At 72.0% G+C, this 18,944-nt stretch carries 18 protein-coding genes and 1 riboswitch; of the genes, 5 read left to right on the top strand and 13 right to left on the bottom strand.

Annotated features, from left to right (window positions below):
* Positions 1–115 precede the first annotated feature (115 nt).
* Entirely contained in the window at positions 116–1,540 is a 1,425-nt protein-coding gene (locus AC08OO_RS02565; protein WP_476608809.1) for a glycosyltransferase family 2 protein, read from the top strand.
* A gap of 18 nt (positions 1,541–1,558) precedes the next feature.
* Positions 1,559–3,322, top strand: coding sequence for a hypothetical protein (locus tag AC08OO_RS02560; RefSeq protein ID WP_476608796.1), 1,764 nt, complete (start codon positions 1,559–1,561; stop codon positions 3,320–3,322).
* Here the strand turns inward: AC08OO_RS02560 and AC08OO_RS02555 are convergent.
* Positions 3,264–3,704, bottom strand: a complete 441-nt coding sequence (locus tag AC08OO_RS02555) for a CoA-binding protein (protein WP_476608797.1) — start codon at positions 3,702–3,704, stop codon at positions 3,264–3,266. The genes AC08OO_RS02560 and AC08OO_RS02555 overlap by 59 nt on opposite strands.
* Before the next feature lie 200 nt (positions 3,705–3,904).
* Between AC08OO_RS02555 and AC08OO_RS02550 the strand changes: the two genes are divergently transcribed.
* Complete coding sequence (locus AC08OO_RS02550) at positions 3,905–4,222, top strand: type II toxin-antitoxin system RelE family toxin (RefSeq protein ID WP_011437449.1); 318 nt, start codon at positions 3,905–3,907, stop codon at positions 4,220–4,222.
* Between the two features lie 27 nt (positions 4,223–4,249).
* Here AC08OO_RS02550 and AC08OO_RS02545 read toward each other — a convergent pair whose 3' ends face one another.
* From AC08OO_RS02545 to AC08OO_RS02490, 12 genes are all read right to left on the bottom strand, one after another.
* Positions 4,250–4,831, bottom strand: coding sequence for a TerD family protein (locus AC08OO_RS02545; protein WP_476608798.1), 582 nt, complete (start codon positions 4,829–4,831; stop codon positions 4,250–4,252).
* Between the two features lie 47 nt (positions 4,832–4,878).
* Positions 4,879–5,970, bottom strand: coding sequence for an MBL fold metallo-hydrolase (locus tag AC08OO_RS02540; RefSeq protein ID WP_476608799.1), 1,092 nt, complete (start codon positions 5,968–5,970; stop codon positions 4,879–4,881).
* A gap of 200 nt (positions 5,971–6,170) precedes the next feature.
* Positions 6,171–7,178, bottom strand: a complete 1,008-nt coding sequence (locus tag AC08OO_RS02535; protein ID WP_476608800.1) for a hypothetical protein — start codon at positions 7,176–7,178, stop codon at positions 6,171–6,173.
* A gap of 163 nt (positions 7,179–7,341) precedes the next feature.
* Complete coding sequence (locus AC08OO_RS02530) at positions 7,342–7,806, bottom strand: lycopene cyclase domain-containing protein (protein WP_476608801.1); 465 nt, start codon at positions 7,804–7,806, stop codon at positions 7,342–7,344.
* Positions 7,803–8,183, bottom strand: coding sequence for a lycopene cyclase domain-containing protein (locus AC08OO_RS02525; protein ID WP_011437454.1), 381 nt, complete (start codon positions 8,181–8,183; stop codon positions 7,803–7,805). Before AC08OO_RS02525 ends, AC08OO_RS02530 begins: the two co-directional genes overlap by 4 nt.
* 40 nt (positions 8,184–8,223) lie before the next feature.
* Positions 8,224–8,937: a thiamine phosphate synthase gene (locus tag AC08OO_RS02520; protein ID WP_476608802.1), complete on the bottom strand. Its 714-nt coding sequence runs from the start codon at positions 8,935–8,937 to the stop codon at positions 8,224–8,226.
* Entirely contained in the window at positions 8,918–9,175 is a 258-nt protein-coding gene (thiS, locus tag AC08OO_RS02515; RefSeq protein ID WP_011437456.1) for a sulfur carrier protein ThiS, read from the bottom strand. Before thiS ends, AC08OO_RS02520 begins: the two co-directional genes overlap by 20 nt.
* Positions 9,176–9,240: 65 nt before the next feature.
* A complete protein-coding gene (locus AC08OO_RS02510; protein ID WP_476606575.1) occupies positions 9,241–9,564 on the bottom strand; it encodes an Rv2175c family DNA-binding protein in 324 nt (107 codons plus the stop codon).
* A gap of 127 nt (positions 9,565–9,691) precedes the next feature.
* Entirely contained in the window at positions 9,692–11,362 is a 1,671-nt protein-coding gene (locus AC08OO_RS02505; protein WP_476608803.1) for a Gfo/Idh/MocA family protein, read from the bottom strand.
* 243 nt (positions 11,363–11,605) lie between these two features.
* Entirely contained in the window at positions 11,606–12,841 is a 1,236-nt protein-coding gene (locus tag AC08OO_RS02500) for an NAD(P)/FAD-dependent oxidoreductase (RefSeq protein ID WP_476608804.1), read from the bottom strand.
* Positions 12,842–12,880: 39 nt separating this feature from the next.
* Complete coding sequence (gene thiH, locus AC08OO_RS02495) at positions 12,881–14,047, bottom strand: 2-iminoacetate synthase ThiH (RefSeq protein WP_476608805.1); 1,167 nt, start codon at positions 14,045–14,047, stop codon at positions 12,881–12,883.
* On the bottom strand, positions 14,044–15,045 hold the full coding sequence (locus AC08OO_RS02490; protein ID WP_476608806.1) for a thiazole synthase: 1,002 nt from the start codon (positions 15,043–15,045) through the stop codon (positions 14,044–14,046). Before AC08OO_RS02490 ends, thiH begins: the two co-directional genes overlap by 4 nt.
* A riboswitch (TPP riboswitch) is annotated at positions 15,041–15,154 on the bottom strand. Its footprint overlaps the gene before it by 5 nt.
* Positions 15,155–15,411: 257 nt before the next feature.
* Between AC08OO_RS02490 and pknB the strand changes: the two genes are divergently transcribed.
* Complete coding sequence (gene pknB, locus AC08OO_RS02485) at positions 15,412–17,538, top strand: Stk1 family PASTA domain-containing Ser/Thr kinase (RefSeq protein ID WP_476608807.1); 2,127 nt, start codon at positions 15,412–15,414, stop codon at positions 17,536–17,538.
* Between the two features lie 90 nt (positions 17,539–17,628).
* Positions 17,629–18,944 (top strand): DUF5667 domain-containing protein (locus tag AC08OO_RS02480; RefSeq protein WP_476618193.1); only part of this gene is annotated, 1,316 nt, incomplete at its 3' end.

The following is an 18,944-nucleotide window of genomic DNA, read 5'->3' as shown; positions in this document are numbered from 1 at the left end:
GCATGAACGGCGCCCGTTGTCCCCGGCGACCGGGCATCGACACGGCAGAGCCACGGACAGGCACCGGTGAACGGCCACGGACCCGGACATGCCCGGCCACAAGGGGGTACGGACGATGGACGGCGCCACGGGTGTCGGTACCGGTACCGACGCCTTCGGGGGCATCCCCACCGGCGCGGGTTCCGGCCCGCGTGCCGGCGGACAGCCGGTCGAGGTGTCGGTCGTCATGCCGTGCCTGAACGAGCAGGAGTCGGTCGGCGTCTGTGTGCGCAAGGCCCTTGCGGGCCTGGCCACCGCGGGTGCCGCGGGCGAGGTCGTCGTTGTCGACAACGGATCCACGGACCGGTCGGCGGACGTCGCCGCAGCCGCAGGTGCCCGGGTCGTCCGCGAGACCCGGCGCGGCTACGGCAACGCCTACCTGGCCGGGTTCGCCGCCGCCCGAGGCCGGCTGATCGTGATGGGCGACGCCGACGACTCCTACGACTTCTCGGATCTGGGCGTCCTGCTCGCTCCGCTGCGCGCCGGGCGGGCCGACTACGTGCTCGGGTCGCGCTTCGCTGGAGAGATCCTGCCGGGAGCGATGCCCTGGCTGCACCGTTACGTCGGCAACCCTGTGCTCACCGGCATCCTGAACCGGCTGTTCGACGTCCGTTCCTCCGACGCGCACTCGGGCATGCGGGCCTTCAGCCGAGAGGCGTACCTGCGTATGCAGCTGCGCTGCGAGGGGATGGAGCTCGCCTCCGAACTGGTGATCGCCGCGGGCCGCGCCGAGCTTCGGATCGAGGAGGTGCCGATCACCTACCATCCGCGGGTCGGGGCCTCCAAGCTGCACTCCCTGCGGGATGGTTGGCGACACCTGCGGTTCATGCTGCTGCTGGCGCCGAGGCACCTGTTCGTCCTGCCCGGCCTGGTGCTGCTGGCGCTCGGGATCGTGGGCCAGGCGGCGCTGCTGCCCGGCTCGCTCAATCTCGGCTTCCACCGGCTGGACCTGCACTTCTCGATCCTGTTCGCGCTGCTGGCGCTACTCGGCTGGCAACTGGTGCTGCTGGGGGTCTGCGCCGACGTCCACAACCACGCCCTCGGCTGGCAGGAGCGCCGCCGCTGGCCGCTGCCGCTCATCCACCGCCTGTTCACCCTCGAACGCGGGCTTGCGCTCGGCGCGGGCCTGTTCATCGTCGGATTTGTCGTGGACGTGGTCGTCCTCGTCCGCTGGCTGGTCAACAATCTCGGACCGCTCAACGAGATGCGCCCGGCCCTGCTCGCGATGACGCTGATGGTGCTGGGCGCGCAGACCGCCTTCGGGTCCTTCTTCCTGCGGCTGCTGACCGCCGGACCCAGCGGGGGGCATCAGCGGGCGTCGGCCCGCGGTACCCGTGCCGGCACGGGCCCTGACGCGGGTACCGGCACGGGCCCTGACGCGAGTGCGAGTGCCGGCGCGGGCTCCACCCAGGCCGAGGCGAGCGGTCCACGGGCCGACACGCCCGGCCTCGGCCCGTGCTTCGAGGCGCCGGAACACCCGGCCGAGGTCGTCAGGTTCTGAGAACGGCGGATATTCATCATGGCCGTCCTGGGCAGAATGGTCGTCTCGGGCAGACGCCGCTTTCCACCGCTGCCCGGTGACGCCGCGCCCGTCTCCCTACGCGATCCCGCTGTCTTCGGGGATGACCCCGCCTCCGGGAATGACCCCGCGGATGACCTCGCCGCCCCGGGCCGGGTGCCGTCCGGGGAGCACCCCGGCCCGCTCTACGGCCCGAACGCGCGGCGCCGTGAATCGGGCCGTGAATCGGGTCCGGCCTCCGCCCAGCCGGCCCGACCCGCCCAGCCGGTCGCGCGGCATCTGCCCTTCGCGGTTCTCCTGGTCGCCGGGATGACCCTGCGGGTGGTCACCGGGTACGCCTACCGGCCGGCGTTCGAGTTCAACGGAGACTCCTACGCCTACCTGCGACTTTCCACCCTGCACGCGCCCGACCCGATGCGGCCGGCCGGATACCCGGCCTTCCTGCGCCTGCTGTCGCACACCGGCGACCTGTGGTGGGTGACGGTGGTCCAGCACGTCGCGGGCCTGGCCCTCGGGGTGGGGATCTACGTCCTGCTGGTCCACCGCCGAGTGGCGGCCCCGGTGGCGGCCCTCGCCGCCGCGCCGGTCCTGCTGGACGCCTACCAGCTGGTCCTCGAACACTACGTGATGGCCGAGACCCTGTTCGCGGTCCTGCTGGTCGCCGCGATGATCGCCCTGACCTGGTCGGCACGACCGTCGGTGTGGGCGTGCGGGTTCGCCGGCCTGTTACTGGGCGGGGCGGGCCTGGTCCGCACCATCGGGGTCGCCATGGGTGTGCTCGCCGTGGGCTACCTGCTTCTTCGTCGCGTCGGATGGCTCCGGTCCGCCGCCTTCGCCGTGATGCTCGCCGTTCCACTCGTCGGATACGCGGGCTGGTTCCACCACGCGCACGGGAAGTACGCGCTCACCGGTGGGGACGCGGTGTGGATGTACGGCCGGGTGGCACCGATCGCCGAATGTGATCGCCTACACCTGAGCACGCGCCAGCTCGTCCTGTGCTCCCCGCATCCGGTGGCGGGGCGGCCCGATCCCAGCTACTACGCCTGGAACGGCAACAGCCCGCGCTGGCGGCTCGACATGCCCGACGACAAGCGGGACGCGCTGCTGCGCGACTTCACCCGCCAGGTCATCCGGTATCAGTTCGGTGACTACGCCCGGATGGTCGGCGGGGAGATCGCGCACTACTTCGCCCCGGGCCGACCGGTCGGGCACCGTGACTGGCCGGACGCGACCTGGCGGTTCCCGACCGGTAACGAACCGCGCTACCTGCACAACGGCGAGCCACTGCTCGGCTTCCACGGGGACGCGCCCACCCACGTCATCCGCGAGCCGTCCGCCGGCTTCCTGCGGAGCTACCAGCATCTCGTCTTCACGCCCGGTCCGGCCCTGGCCGCGATGGTGATCGTTGCCGTCGTCGCGATCATGATCCCGGGGCGGGACCGCCGTGCGCCGCCGGGGAACCGTGGCGCCCGGCGCCGGAGAGGCCTGCGGGACCGGGCCGCCGAAGATCGACGGCTGCGTGCGGACATGGCCCTCCTCGTGGCGGCCGGGGCCGCCACGCTCATCGTCCCGGCCGCGACGGTGTGCTTCGACTACCGCTACCTGCTCCCCGTCCTCGTGCTCTTCCCGCCTGCCGCCGCGCTCGCGACCCGCCGGTTCGTGCTGCTCGATCGATCGCGCCGGGCGCCCGCGGAGGTGCCGGGGATCAACGGCTCCAGCCGAGCCCCAGCCGGGGTGCCTCCATCGCCGGGCAGGTGTCCATGACGACGTCCAGTCCGGCCTCGCCCGCACGCGCCGCGGCAGCCTCGTCCCGCACACCGAGCTGGAGCCAGACCCCCTTTGCGCCGATCTTCACCGCCTCGTCGACGAGCGGGCCGGCCAGCTCCGACCGGACGAACAGGTCGACGACGTCGACGGGAAACGGGATCTCGCTCAACGTCGCGTATCCCTGCTCCCCCGCGACCACGGGTGCCGAAGGATGCACCGGCACGACGTGCCTGCCGTGCCGTCGCAGGTAGTCCGCAATGCTGTAGGCGGCCCGGCGGCTGTCGTTGGACAGCCCCACCACCGCCCAGACCTCGGTGTCGGTGAGCATGCGGCGAATGGTGTCGTCATCTCCGAAGCGCATACCCGCATAACCGCCCATGCCGCCCGGTTCATCCGGACCGCGGAAGGACTTCTCAGTTCCCGGCAACGGTTCCCGGCAACGGTTCCCGGCAACGATGGTGATCGGTTCCCGGCAACGGGGGCGAGAAGCACGAGCCCCGGTGGAGGCGGGCGCATAGGATCTTCACGTGGAGAACGTGGAGCTTTCCCCGCTTCCGGCCGCCGGGGCTGGAGCCGGCGGTGAGTGACAAGCACGAGGTGACGCTGTCCGCCTCGGCTGAGCGGGACCTGTCGAAGCTGGCCGAGCTCACCCGCGGCGAGGTCCGTCGGTTCCTCGACGGTGCCCTGCGCGACGATCCGCGCAAGGCCGGCACTCCGATCCCCGGCGAGCAGGTCGGCATGCACGAGGCCAGCGGGCGGACCTGGCGGATCCTCTACCGGATCGACGCCAACACACGCTCTGTGCGCGTTATGGTCGTCGCGCCGCGAGGTGCCCGCTCCCGGATCGTGCCAACGATCGGCAACGCCCGCCCCGCCACCGGATGGCGCCGCGTCTGAGCCCGGGCGGTCACGAGGACCGGGCGGTCACGAGACGTTGACGCCGAAGTCCAAGGCGATCCCGCGCAACCCGGAGGCGTATCCCTGACCGACGGCGCGGAACCTCCACTCCCCACCGTAGCGGTACAGCTCACCGAAGATCATCGCTGTCTCCGTGGAGGCGTCCTCGGTGAGGTCGTAGCGGGCCACCTCCGCGCCGTTCGTCGCGTCCGTCACCCGGATGAACGCGTTGCGGATCTGGCCGAAGGCCTGCCGACGCGAGTCGGCATCGTAGATGGACACGGTGAACACGACCTTCGCCGCCTGCGGGGTCAGCATCCGCAGGTCGACTTTGATCTGCTCGTCGTCACCGCCGCCGCCACCGACCAGGTTGTCACCCAGGTGCTTCACCGCACCGTCCGGACTCACCAGATTGTTGAAGAACACGAAATAGCCGTCGGAGAGGACCTGGCCGGCGTCATTCACAATGATCGCGCTGGCGTCGAGGTCGTAGGCGGCACCGGTGGTCTGCCGCACCTGCCACCCCAGGCCCACCGTCACGGCAGTGAGGTTGGGGGCGACCTTACTCAGCGAGACATTGCCGCCTTTGGACAGCGACACGGAGGTCATATCCTCACCTTAGTACGAATGGTCCCCGCCCTGCCGACCGGCGGGCCCTACGGCTCGATCAGGCGCCACCGGTCTGGTGTTCCCGGCTCGGAACGCGCCGCGCCGGTTGCCTCCAACGTCGCGAGGTACGACATCGTGTCCATCACGGCGTTCTGCAGCGCCACCCCCCGCAGGTTGCGGAACGGCCGATGCCAGGTCACGTATCCGGCGACGTCCCAGACCCGCGAGGCACCCGCGCGCAGTCCCTCGACGACCTCGGACAGCCTGCCGGCGTGATGCGCGTCGAGCTTCGCGAGCCGGCGCTCCAGCCCGGTGAACCGGTACTCGTGCGCCGGCAGCACCTCCTCGGCAGGCAGGCTCCGCAGCCGGGCCAGCGAACGCAGGTAGTCCCCCAGCGGATCAGGAACGGCCTCCTCCGGCGCGGATACCCCGACCGCCGTCGAGGGCAGGACGTGGTCCCCGGAGAACAGCAGCCGGTTGGTCGGCTCCCAGAAGCAGAGGTGTCCCGGCGAATGGCCCGGTGTCCACAGCGCGGTGAGATCCCAGCCCGGGATGTCCGGCCGGTCGCCGTCCTCGAGGAGGATGTCGGGTCGCGATAGGCCCGGGGCCGGCTGCTGGTAGCCCGCCAGCAGCCGCTCGGTCATCTCGGCGGGCGCCCCGGCCCGGATCATCAGCTCGGAGACCCGATCGGCGTAACCATGTTCGAAGTGCCGGAGCATCGCCTCGTCCAGGGGATGCAACGAGACCCACGCCCCGGATGCCTCCCGGATCCGGTTCGCCAGGCCGTAGTGGTCCAGGTGCGCATGGGTCACCACAACGCCCCGCACGTCGGCCACCGACATCCCGATCATCGCCAGTCCGGCCTGCAGCTCGTCGAACGCCTCGTCGAACTCCCAGCCCGCGTCCATCAGGAACGGGCCCGTGGAGGTCTCGAAAACGTACACGAACACGTGCGCCGGTTTGGCCCAGGGCAACGGGACGGGGATACTCCACAGTCCCGGACGCACCTGCTCGACCGGTGGCAGGGGCCGACGCCACCGCGCGGCACCGTCCCGGCCGGCCCGCTCCACGGCCGGCTGCGGCCCGGTCTGACGCGGCACACCGACATCCCCGAGAGCAGCGTCCACGACCTCACCCACCCGTTTTCTCCGGCGCCCGACGGCGCGTGCATCGCGTACCGCGGCGCCCCGGGCCTGCGGCACCCGTCTCTGGGCCTGCGCCGCCCGACGAAACCTTGGCGCGTCCCGGCCAACCTGTCGTGCTATACCGTTCCGCCCGGTACCCCTGAACCGGGCGGCGCCATACTTTCCCACCGCCGTCACCGCCGTCACCGCGCCGGTCAGGAGGGGCAGGGCAGAACGGTGAGGGATCCCGGTGCCCGGGAGCGCCGCCCGTCAAGATCGGTCACCGTGGCCGTGTAGGTGATCGCCCCGGCCACACGGGCCGGGCCCACCGGGCCGGACCACGTCGACCGGTTACCCGTCGCCCGGTCAAGGACCAGCGACACACTAGCCCTGCCTCCGTCGGGGAGGTTCACCACGAGCTCCGCGGCGAAGATGCCGGTCGCGTCCACGACGGACACCGTCACCGTGGACACCGCCGCCGGGGACACCGCCGCCGGGGACACCGCCGCCGGGGACGCGGTCGCCCTCGCGGCCGGCGCGCAGCCGGACGGGTACAGCGTTGCCGGCGCCGCGACCATCGACACCACCTGTGGCGAGCCGTCGACCCTGGCGGTAACCCGCACGTCGCCCCCGCCATCACCCTTGCGGGGCCTGACCGGAACGATCACATCGATCGGTCCGGACGGTGCCGCCGCCCGATCAAGAGTGATCACCAGGGGGACGACGGCCCCCGGATCGATCCGCGACCGGCCGGGCACCACGGTGAGCCAGGACGGGCTGGCGCCGATCACGACGTCGACCGGCGCCGTGCCCTCGCCACGCAGGTCAAGCCGCCAGACGGAGTCGACGTCACCCAGGTCGACCCTGGTCGAACTCAGGCTGAGGGCCGGGCCGGAGGGCCGCGCAGCGACCGGGAGGGCCGGTGACCCGGGCGGCGGTCCGGTCCGCGGCCTCGCGGCGGTCGGGGCGACCCGTGGCAAAACCGACCCGATGCCGGCGCTCGGGGAGGCCGCGGACGCGGTGGAAAGGGCCGGACCGGCACCCGGCCGGGCAGTGACCGGGGCCGCCGTCACGTTCGCCGGCCCGTCCTCGTCACCGGGCGTGGGTGCCGGCGCTGCGACCGGCGCACCCGGCCTGCCTCCGGAGGAACCCGCACGATGGTCGCCGGCCATCCGCCCACGCACAACCACCAGACCCGCAACGATGACGACCAACACAGCCACCACAGCGATGATGCGTCCCCACCGGATCGGCAGGATCCGGCCTGAACGCCCCCAGGGAGAACGGTGGCGTCCCGGCGATCCCGGGCCCCCTGCACCATCATGCGTCATCGTGACGAGATTAAGCCGACGGATTCTCGCTAGGGGACCAATTCGCTCGTTTCCGTCACGAAGTACGCCGAGATCTCTCTCGACCCTCGGGTCGAGACGGGATGCCTCGATTCTCCCCGTTGCCCCCGTTGTCGCCGGCCTCCCGGCTCTCCCCGGCAGCCCGGCTCTCCCCGGCAGCCCGGCTCTTCCCGGCCCGCCGGCTGCGAGGCCGGCCGGGCGGCCCGCCCCGCAGCCGGCGCCCCCACCAGACCCACCATGCCAACGTCTGGGTCACCAACGCGAAGCCGAACAGCAGATCCTCGACCGGAGCGTGCGCGATCCGCGGGCCGAGGATCCGGCGGGGGTCGTAGACGACGATGCCGAACCCGGTGAGGATCCCGTTGGAGATCAACTGGAACAATGCGATGATCGCATAGGAAGTCCAGAAAACCCGCCGGGTAAGCAGCCGGGTCCGCAGGACCCACAGGTCCATCGCGATCGCCAACGCGACCCCGACGACCGCCAGGGCCGTGTAGCTCACGGCCGATCACCATCGGGAGTCCCATCGGAACGCGTCGCGCTCGGGTGGGCGGGCTCGTCGCCGACGTCCCAGCCCCGCACCGCGCGCACGGCCTCCAGCGTCAGGATCGCGCACATCGGCACCACGGCGAAGAACAGCAGCTCCTCCAGGGGAAGGCCCCCCGGAAGCAGGATCCCGGTGATGCGGCGCCGGTCGAAGCTCCAGTGCCCCGCGGAGACGGCGAACAGGTCCCAGACAACGAAGATCACGATGACGGGGGCGAGGGTCAGCAGCAGCCGAACCGGCCGGGCGTACACCCGGGTGCCCAGAAACACCTCAAGCGGCGCCGTTCCGAGCAGGCATCCCGCCAGGACCGCGAGGTAGCTCAGATGGCGCATCGGCGACTCGGACGGCGTATCGACAACTCTCAGACGGCTCTCAGACGGCTCTCAGACGCCGAGCGAGGGCAACAGCACTCGCGGCCGGATCCTCGACCCCGGTGAGGCTCCGCACGACCACCACGCGGCGCGCTCCCGTCGCAAGAATCTGATCCAGGGTATCCGGACCGACGCCACCGGTGACGAACCACGGCTTCACGCCCGGGACGAACGGAGGAGCGTGCCGCGCGGCCAGCCGGGGCAGACCCAGGCCGACCGGCGGCCGGCCCTCCTTGGTGGGCGTGGCGTGCACCGGCCCCACGCACACGTAGTCGACGTCGGGGTCGGCGAGCGCCGCGAGGAACTGGTCGGGATCGTGCGTCGACTGTCCGATCAGCACGTCCGGGCCCACCAGGCGCCGGGCAAACCGCGGCGGGATGTCGCCCTGACCGACGTGCAGGATGTCGACCCCGGCGAAGGCGGCGAGGTCGGCGCGGTCATTCGCGCTGACCAGCACTCCCCTGGCGTCGGCGGCGGCCTGCACCCGCCGCAGCCCGCCGAGCTCCTCGTCCCATTCGAGCCCCTTCTCCCGGAACTGGACCAGATCGACCCCGGGGGCCTCGGGCGTGCCGACCACGGCGCTCAGGAAGGCGTCGAACTCGGCCCGACGCGGCGTGCACAGGTACAGGCGGGCGTCGGCCAGCCGCCGCAACCGGTCCGCCCGGGCCGGCCCACCGGCGCGCGGCGACGATCCCTCAACCTCCGGCGACAGCACGCACGATCTCCAGAATGTCGCCGTCGGCGAGCCGGACGGCGGGAATCTCGGACGGCGTCAGGGCCACGCCATTGTGCTCGACCACCACCGAACCGGACGGCAGGCCCAGCTCGGCGAGCAGGTCGGGCAGCGGCTGGCCACCCGGGATGCCCCGCGGCGCACCATTGACGACGACCCGCGCCCGGGCAAGCGGCTCCGGGTGCGCACGCGGGTGCAAGTGCGGCGGACGATCGACCATTTTTCGACCCTACGGGAGCAGCGCCCGCCGTGCGGGCGGTGGGTACGGCCGGGACCGGGCCGGGGCTAGAAGGCCGACGCCTGGGCCCGCCGTTTGACCTCCTTGCCACGGTTCTCGATAAGTGCCTGTATGGGGGTGCCCGGCAGACTCGGATCCTCCCGGAAGATCCAGTCGAGCGCATCCTCATCGGTGAACCCCGCGTCGGCCAGCACCGTGAGCAAGCCGGGCAGCCCCTTGACGACGGCGCCGTCCCGGATGAAATCGGCAGGCACCCGCAGGACGCCCCCCTCCCGCCGGGCCAGTAGCGTCCGGTCGCGCACCATCTGCCGGACACGGGTCACGGGAACCTGCAGCTGATCGGCGACGTCAGGCAGGGTCAGCCAGTCCATGGTCAAGAGTAAACACCCAAGTCTCGATGGCGTCGTATGGTGCCGGCGCGGCCACGGACGTTGGCCGCGCCCCTCGACGAGGGGATGACCAGGCGGTTTCCGGCCGGGACGGTCCGGCCGGAACGGGTCAGAGCGCAGCCACCTGGGCGCCGCCCGCGGCCGCCGAGCGCACCGCCGCCTCCAACACCGCGACCACCGGACGGGCGGTCTGCACACCGTAGCCGGACAGCGGCCAGCCCGAGACGAGACAGTCCGCCAGGTCCCGGTGAAACGTACTGCCCGAGGTGGGTGCCAGCGGGATGTGGCTGCGCACCCCGTCATGGGTGATCAGCACGAGCGACCCCGCCTCCGCCTCGAGCATCTCCGCCTCGAGCACCTCGGCCTCGGACCGGCGACCGGCGTGCCGTCCCAACCGCGGCACCAGCTTCCCCTCCCCGTCCCGGAAAGCCCCGCCGTCCCGGAAAGCCCCGCCGTCCCGGAAAGCCCCGTCCAGGATCAGCGAGCCGGTGGACCCGAGCACCTCGAACCGCGGGCGCCGGGCCACCGTCAGATCGGAGACCGTGACCTGCGCCTCGGCCCCACTCGCGAAACGCAGCAGCAGCCGGCTGTGGTCAGCGTTGCTGACGTGGTGCCAGACCCGCTTGACGGTGGACGCGCTGACCCATTCGACGGGCTCGTCAACGAGGGCGAGGATCTGGTCGACGCAGGCGCTGCCCCGGTCATGGAGCTGCCCACCACTGATCCGCTCGTCGTCGTGCCAGGTGCCGGCTGGCCGGCGAAAGCCGCCCCGGTGGGCGTCCAGCCGCAGCGGCTCGCCGACGGCGCCGCGGTGCACGACAGCGCGGACCGCCCGGTAGCCCGGGTCGTCCCGACCCTCCGGATACACCGCGAGCACCAGGGACCGGTCCTCCGCGAGCTCCGCGAGCTGGTCGGCGTCCGGGGTCGACAGGCAGAGCGGGGCGTGCACGACGACGTGCTTGCCGGCCTCCAGCGCACGACCAGCCCATTCGAGACGGGTGTGGGTCGGTGTGGCCACGATGACGACCCCGAGATCCGGATCGTTGACCAGGTCGTCCGGGTCGTCGACGCGGCGCGGCGGGCGACCCGCCGCGTGCGCCGGGAGCCGGCCGGCACCGCCGTCGCAGAGGGCGGCGAGTTCCAGGCCCTCGGTCGCGTCCACCGCCGAGTGGTGCGTCCCGGTGATGTCCGGGGTGCCCAGCAGCCCGACCCTGGCCGGCGCGGCGTCGAGCACGCCGAGGCAGTGCCGTAGCCAACGTCCCACGAGCCGCTGGTAGGCGGGATCGGCGAGCACGGCGGGACCGGTACCCAGGGTGAATATGCCGAGGCCCGTGGAGGGCCGCCAGGTGCAGACGGGATGCTCGCCCATCTCGTGCCGGACCAGGAGCAGCCGCTCCACGTCATCGGCAATCTTGTCGGGGATGATCCAGCTCTCCCGGGGGCGGAAGTCCGCGGACCGGGCCATGACCGCGCCGCCCTGCGGCCCGACGGTCAACCGCAGGTCGTAGGGCGCGGTAGTCCGCCCCGGGACGAGACCGGACGCCTCGATGAGCGGACTTCCCGGCGGCAGCGCCCGCATGGTCGGCCCGGCGAGCAGGACCGGGACGGTCTGCCGGGCCCGGTCCAGCAACTCCTGCTCGACGTGGTCGAGCGGACGGTCGATGAGCACGAGAAGCGCGTCGGCCGACCGTGCCGAGGTCGGGCCGAGACCCGCTGCCCGCAAATGGTCGCCGAGCGCGTTCACACCGGCCAGGTTCGACACCAGGTGAATGCGAGGCACGTCTCCGCACTCTAGTGACCGTTCCCGACGTTCCGGAGATTGGGGTCATCAAACAAAGATCCGCGCAAAGATCTACACAAGGATGCATACATAACGCAATGCCGGGCAGGGGTACCAATGATCCTGATATCCAGAAATCCCGCCGTCCGGCCGACCGGAACGCCTGGAACGCCTGGAACGCCTGGAACGCCTGGAACGCCTGGAAAATCCGAAACACCGGGAACACCGGGTCGTCACCGGGCGTCATCGACTTGCCGCGGCCAGTTCCTTCATCGACACGGAGATATCGGCGAAACGCTCCCGATCCGGGATACCGTCGGCCGCCATCAACCGGCGACCGGCGACCATGTCCATCGGGCGCCCCACAGTGACCAGCGCTTCGAGACGGCCGTCCGGGGCGAACCACCCGGCCGACCAGCCAGACGGACGCCCGCCGTCGGGCGGCACGACGACGCCCGGATCGCCCCGGAACACCGGGGCAGCCTCTGCCGAAGGGAGTCCCGCGAACTGCACCATGCGGCCGAACTGTTCCGACCAGAAGTAGGGCACCGGGTCATAGACGGCCTCCCCGCCAAGCAGCGTGCTGACCGCGACCGCGGGCGACTGCTGGGCGCAGTCCCAGTGCTCGACCCGCAGCCGCCGACCGTAGCGACGCGACCACCAAGCGGCACAGTCACCGATCGCGACCACCGGCGGCCGGTCGCCGTCGGCACCGTCGGCACCATGGGTCCACCGGGCGGCGAGATGCTCGTCAACCACGACTCCCCGGTCGAGGGCGAGCCCGGAACCGGCGAGCCAGGCGGTGCCGGGCCGCACCCCGACGCCGACGACAACCTCGTCCGCAATCAGCTCCTCACCGCCGGCCAGCACCAGCCCGTCGGGGGTGACCCGCTCCACGGCCGTGGCCAGGCGCAGGGTGACCCCGGCCCGGGCGTACCACGCGATCGTGCACCGGCCCACCTGCGCGCCGAGCGCGGCGAACAGCGGCGAGGCGGCCGCCTCCACGACGGTGACCTCGGCACCGATCGCTGCCGCCGCCGTGGCGACCTCCGCGCCGATCCAGCCGGCACCAACGATGACGAGCCGGACGCCGGGACGCAGGGCGCCACGCAGACCCCGGGCGTCGTCAATGGAACGCAGGACCCGCTGTGGGCCGTCGCCCGGCAGGGTTACCGGGTCGGCTCCCGTCGCCAGCACCAGGCCGTCGTACTCCAGCGGCCCCGCGTCGGTCTCCACAGTGCCCGGTCGCAGGCCCGTCGCCTGCCGTCCGAGGCGCACCTCGACCCCGTCGAGGTCGAAGGGCAACGTCGTGTCGTCGATGCGGCCGGAGAGCACGGCCTTGGACAGAGGCGGACGATCGTAGGGCCGGTGCGGCTCCGCCCCGAGCAGGATCACCTCTCCCGCGAAACCGCGCGCGCGCACCTCGGCGGCGGCCCGGCCCCCCGCCATTCCCGCGCCCACGACGACTATTCGCTGCATTCGAGCAGACTATCGACGACCCGCGACGCCGGGCCGCCGTCACCGCACCGGGTCGACAAGCGGAAAGGCGTCCTTCCACACCGGCTCGTACCCGGCTTCGGCGAGCATCGCGGCGATCTGTGCCGGCGAACGCTCGTCGGAGATCGAGAACTGTTCCTGGGCCGTGCCGGGCGTGGTGTAGCCGCCGGGTTCGGTGGAGGAGCCGGCGCTCATGGTGGTCACGGCGATGCGGACGAGCCCGTCGCGCAGCACCGCCGGCTCCCGGGTCGACAGCGACAGCGCGAGGTCCGGCTCGAACAGGCGCAGGGCCGCGTACGCCTGGACGAACTCCGCGTCGCCAACGACGACGACCGGCGGGAACCCGCTGGCACTCGGCTTGATGCGCGGCAGCGCGATCGAGACCTCGGTCCGCCAGTAGCGACGGGAGAGAAAGGAGGCGTGCGCGGCCAGCGCGAGCACGTCAGCGCGCCAGTCCGGGGCGAGCCCGAGCAGCGCGCCGATCCCGAGCCGGCGCACCCCGGCCCGCGCGGCCCGTTCGAACGAGGACAGCCGCCGGTCGTAGTCACGCTTCCAGCCGGCGACGTGCACCTCGGCGTAGCGGGCCCGGTCGTAGGTCTCCTGGTAATGGACGACTCCCTCCAACCCGGCACGCACCAGCCGGGCATAGGTGTCGTCCGACCAGGTCTGGGTCTCGATGCTGATCGAGGGGAACATCGGCCGTAGCTGCTCGACCACCGCGACGAGGTAGTCGGCCGATACCTCGACGCGATGCTCGCCGGAGACGAGCAGCAGATGACGGAACCCCCGGTCGGCCAGCAGGCGTCCCTCCGCCACCACCTCCTCGAGGTCCAGCGTGCGGCGCACCACCGGCAGGCCCTTGGCGAAGCCGCAGTAGGTGCAGGACGACAGGCAGGCGTTCGACACGTACATCGGGGCAAACAGCCGGACCGCCCGACCGAACCGGAGCAGGGTCGCCTCCCGGGCGGCAATCGCCAGCTCCTCCAACCGGGCGGTGGCCGCGGGTGAGAGCAGGATCGCCAGCTCCGCGAGGCCGATCCGGGGGGTGGCCGACCCACCGGATCCGGGCCGAACCCGCCGCAGCACCGTGTCCACCTCGGCGGACGTGGCCCGCCTCGACATCGCGGACAGCCCGGCCAGGTCGTGACCGGCAAGTTCGCGCGCGAACTCCCCTGGCGGGGCGCTCACCTGGACGCCTCGCCCACCACCGCCGCCGGGGACGCCGATGGCACGGGCGACGCCGGTGACGGGTGGGACGCCGGTGACGGGTGGGCGCCGAGGAACCCGGTGAGCGGGGAGGAGGCGGACGCCACCGTGGCCGGGCCGGCGGCCCCGCGGCCGGCCAGGAAACCCAACCGGCCGGCGGCGGTGGCGAGCGCGAAGGCCCGCGCCATGCGCGCCGGATCGGCGGCCACCGCGATAGCGGTGTTGACCAGCACCGCGGCCGCGCCGATCTCCATCGCCTCGGCCGCGTCCGAGGGCACCCCGAGCCCGGCGTCCACGACCACCGGCACCCCGGCGCTCGCCACGATTGCCTCGATCGCGTCCCGGGTGCGCAGCCCGCGGTTCGAGCCGATCCAGCTGCCCAGCGGCATCACGGTGGCGCAGCCGACCTCCTCCAGCCGGCGGGCCAGCACCGGGTCGGCCGAACAGTAGGGCAGGACCGTGAAGCCGTCGGCCACCATGAGCTCGGCGGCGCGCAGGGTCTCCAGCGGATCCGGCGCCAGGGTGCGCGGATCCGGGGTGACCTCCAGCTTGACCAGACCGGTGCCCGTCGCCGCCCGCCCGAGGCGGGCCAGCCGCAGCGCCTCGGCCGCGTCCACCGCGCCCGAGGTGTTGGGCAGCAGGGTCATCGACGGCGGGATGAAGTCGAGAACGTCGCCGTCACCGATCCGGCCGATGTCGACCCGGCGCAGCGCCACGGTGACGATGGTGGCACCGGATGCGACGAGGCTGTCCCGCATCACCTGGTGACTCGCGAACTTCCCGGTGCCGATCAGCAGCCGGCTGCCGTAGGCCCGCCCGGCGATGACGAGATCGTCCGCCCCCGCGGCACCGGGTCCGGCCTCACCACCACCCCCGCCGCCGACGGCGGCACCTTCACCCGCGAGGCCATCGGGACAGGAACCCGCGGGGGGAGAATCGCCGGGACGGGAGCCGGCAGGACGTAGGGGGTGCTGCGACACGATCTTTCATCCTCCCCACGCGCGCATGACCGCGATCGGGTATACGGGTCGCCGACGGGATACTGGCCAGCCTCTCAGCCCACGTCCGTGGGCTCCCCGGAGCAATCGACAGTGTAACCGCTGCTTCCTGACCGCGGCTTCGGGTGTCCCGCCGCGACGCCGGTCTGCGACGCCGATCTGCGACACTGATCCACGCCCGTCGACGATCATCGCGACCTTGAGAACCGATTCAATGTGGGCACCCGGGTTTCACCCGGTGGACACCATGCTGCGCGACGAGGTACTTCTCGCTCGAACGACGTATCCGGGTTAACCTCGCGGAGCTCGGTAGCGGCATCCTTCGACAACGATCGTAAACTCTCCCTCGTGGATGCCACCGTGGCCGACCCCGTCGTAGGTCGGCTTCTCGACGGCCGCTACACGGCGCAGGAACGGCTCGCCGTCGGTGGGATGGCGACGGTGTACGTCGCGCACGACAACCGGCTGGACCGGCTCGTCGCCCTCAAGGTCATGCATCCCACTCTCAATCACGACCCGGAGTTCGTCGCCCGTTTCCATCGCGAGGCCAAGGCCGTGGCACGGCTCAACACCCCGCGCGTCGTCTCCATCCTCGACCAGGGTTCCGACCACATCCCCGCCGGTCTGGTCAACTACCTGGTGATGGAGCTGGTGCGCGGCCGGTCGCTGCGCCAGCACCTGGGCGCCCGGGGTCGGCTCCCGGTCACCGAGGCCATCGAGATCATCGAGCCCGTGATCGAGGCCCTCGCCGCCGCGCATGCCGCCGGCATCATCCACCGCGACATCAAGCCCGAGAACATCCTGCTCGGTGACGACGGCCAGGTGAAGGTCGCGGACTTCGGCCTCGCCCGTCCGGTGAGCCAGCCCACCCAGGCACTCACCGGCGGCGTGGTGATGGGCACTGTCGGGTACCTCGCCCCCGAGCAGGTCACCCACGGCGTCGCGGACACCCGCAGCGACGTCTACGCCGCCGGTGTGGTGCTCTTCGAATCCCTGACCGGGCAGCTCCCGCACAGCGGCGCCACCCCGATGTCGGTGGCCTACCAGTCGGTCCACGGCGACGTGCCGGCGCCGTCCACCATGATCGAGGGCATTCCCGCCGAGCTGGACGGTCTTGTTCTCCGGGCCACCGCCCGCGACCCGGCGCGCCGGCCGGTCGATGGTGCGGCACTGCTGGCGGAGCTGCGGCGCATCGAGCCGTTCCTGCCCCCGCAGGACGCCTACCCGAGCGGGTTCACCGGCGAGATCGAACGGATCGGGTTGGCCGAGCGGCCTTCAGGGGCTCGGGAGCCCGGGTACACCCAGGATCCCGGGTACACCCAGCCGTTCCAGGCTGAGGACTACGACGACTCCCGGGGCGCCGGGCCGGGGGCCGCCGCGGAGCGCGCGTTCGCCGCTGCCGGGCCGGGCCGGCCAGGCACCGGCGCGCTCTATCGATCCGCCTCCCCGCCCTCGCCGACCGCCACGGCCTATCTCGGGGGCGGTGGCGGGCGCGGGCGGCGGCGGGCCGCCGCATCGCCACGCTCCCGAGGGCCCATCCCGGTCGTCGTCGGTGGCGTGGCCGTCCTGGTCCTGCTGCTCGGGATCCTCGCGTTCCGTTCCCTGTCCGGCGGAGGGACCGAGGTCCCGCTGCTGACGAACCTGAGCAGATCCGACGCCGAGAAAATGCTGCGCGACGCCGGCTTCCAGTTCACCTACCTCGACCCGGTCGCCAGCGCCACGGTACCGGTCGGCCACGTCGCCCAGCAGGATCCCCGGGACGGATCGAAGGTCGACAAGGGCGCGCTCATCACCCTGCGGCTGAGCTCCGGGCCCGCGACGGTACGCGTGCCGGACCTGGCGAACCTCACCGAGACCCAGGCCAAGGCCCGGCTGGCCGAAGTGGACCTGACCCTCGGCGGCCTGAGCCCACAGTCCAGTGACACGGTGCCGGCGGGCCATGTGATCGGTACGAACCCCGGGGCCGGCACCGCGCTCAAGCCGAAGGACCAGGTCATCGTGATCACTTCGACGGGCCCCGCGGCGAAGCCGGTGCCGGCCGACATCATCGGCAAGTCGTTCGAGGAGGCCAAGGCCGAGCTCGTCGGCCTGAACATCGGCCTCGTGGTGCAGCGCACCGACGCCATGAACGACGCCGTGCAGCCCGGTGAGGTCTTCGGGGTCTCTCCCGACGTGGGGCAGCCGATCTCACCCGGCGGCACCGTCACCCTCACCGTAGCCGAGGCCGACGGGTTCGACAACGGTGACGGTTCCGGGGGCGACGGCAGCGGGATCCAGGTCCCCGTGCCGAACGTGATCGGGAAGAGCTACCGGGAAGCCGAGAACATCCTGCAACGCCGGGGGTTGAAGATTGACCGTATCGGCTGGATCGGCGGGCCGGGCGACCGGGTGACATCGCAGTCCGCCAAGGCCGGGAGCAAAATCGAAAAAGGAAGTACCGTGCACGTCAACACAACGTGGGACCCCCTCGGCTGAGCCGCCATCCTCCACCAGGTTGATCATATTGTGCGACGAATCGCGCGATGGGCGAAAGATCCGCGACCGCTTCCCCGGGGAGACGACGGCGTGAAGGCAGCGCGTGGTCGTGGTCGTGGTCGTGGTCGTGGCCGGTGGCCCGCCGGCCCGCGGCGGGAGTCGTCGTGGTGGCGGGAGTCGTCCTGGCGGGGCATGGCCGGCGGTGGACGGCGGGCCGAGCGGGTCGCCGGCCTGCTGGACGGACAGCGCCCCCCGTATGACGAGACCGACGCGCGGCTGATCGACACCGTGGCGGCCCTCCGGGACCTGCCGTCACCGCGGCTGCATCCGGCACGGCACGCCGCCCTGCGCGGACAGCTGTTCGCCGCCGTCACCGGCTCCCCGGCATGCGATCCCGTCCGTTCCCCCGCCGCCGGTTCCCCCGGCATCTCCGTGAAGGGCCACGAGACCGAGGCCCGTCCCACGAGAACCCGTCCCGCACGCACGTCTCCCGAAGGCGCCGATCCTGACCCGCCGGGAAACTACCCGGTCGACGCGCGGTGGGTACGCCGGACCGGTGCCTGCGGTGTCTCTGCCTCCGGTGTCTCCGGCCGGGGCAGGATGACCCGGGCCGCCCGGCCGCTGCTGGCCGGAGCACTCACCGCCGCCGTCACCACGGCGGCCCTCGCGGTCAGCTCGGGGGACTCGCTACCCGGCGATACCCTGTACGGCGTCAAACGACAGGTCGAAGACCTCCAGGTGTCGCTGGTCCGCGATCCGGTCGAGCGGGCGAAGACCCGGCTAGGCATGGCCGGCACGCGGATGAGCGAACTGCGCACGATCACGGTGAACGACGGCGGGGTGATCGCCCCGGAAACCGGTGCCGGCGCTCCGGAGACGAGCCTGCGGGCGCCGGTGGTGAACCCCACGGCCATCGCCGCACCACCGACCATCGCCGCACCACCGACCATCGCGGTGTCACCCGCTGCGGTGTCACCCGCTGCGGGAACGTGGCCTCCCGGTCCCCGCACACCCGCCGTCTCCGGCGACGCCGGCGGATCCGATGGCCCCGACGCGCCGAGCGACCCGCCCGGCCCCGGCAACGGGGACCGCCCCGACCCCGAGCTGGTCAACGCGCTGCTGCGGGACTGGATCGCCGAGGTGCGCGCCGGCACGCAGGTACTGCTGGCCCGGGTCGCCGCCGGGGACACGGACGCCTGGACCACGGTGAACGCCTTCACCACCGAGCAGTCCCGCAGGCTGAAGAACCTGCTGAGATCGCTTCCCGTGGGCTCGGTCGGACCGGCGCATGCGGCTCTGGATCTCATCGACGACGTCAGGCGCAGGCTCGGCCCGCGGGCACCAGCGCCGGTCCGGGCCCCCTCACCCGTCCGCCCGATCTCTCCGATCGTGCCGACCGGTGACGC

This window comes from Frankia sp. CeCAU1 (assembly GCF_977971845.1).
Note: the sequence above shows the minus strand (reverse complement) of the source record. Positions and strands in the feature narration are given on the sequence as shown.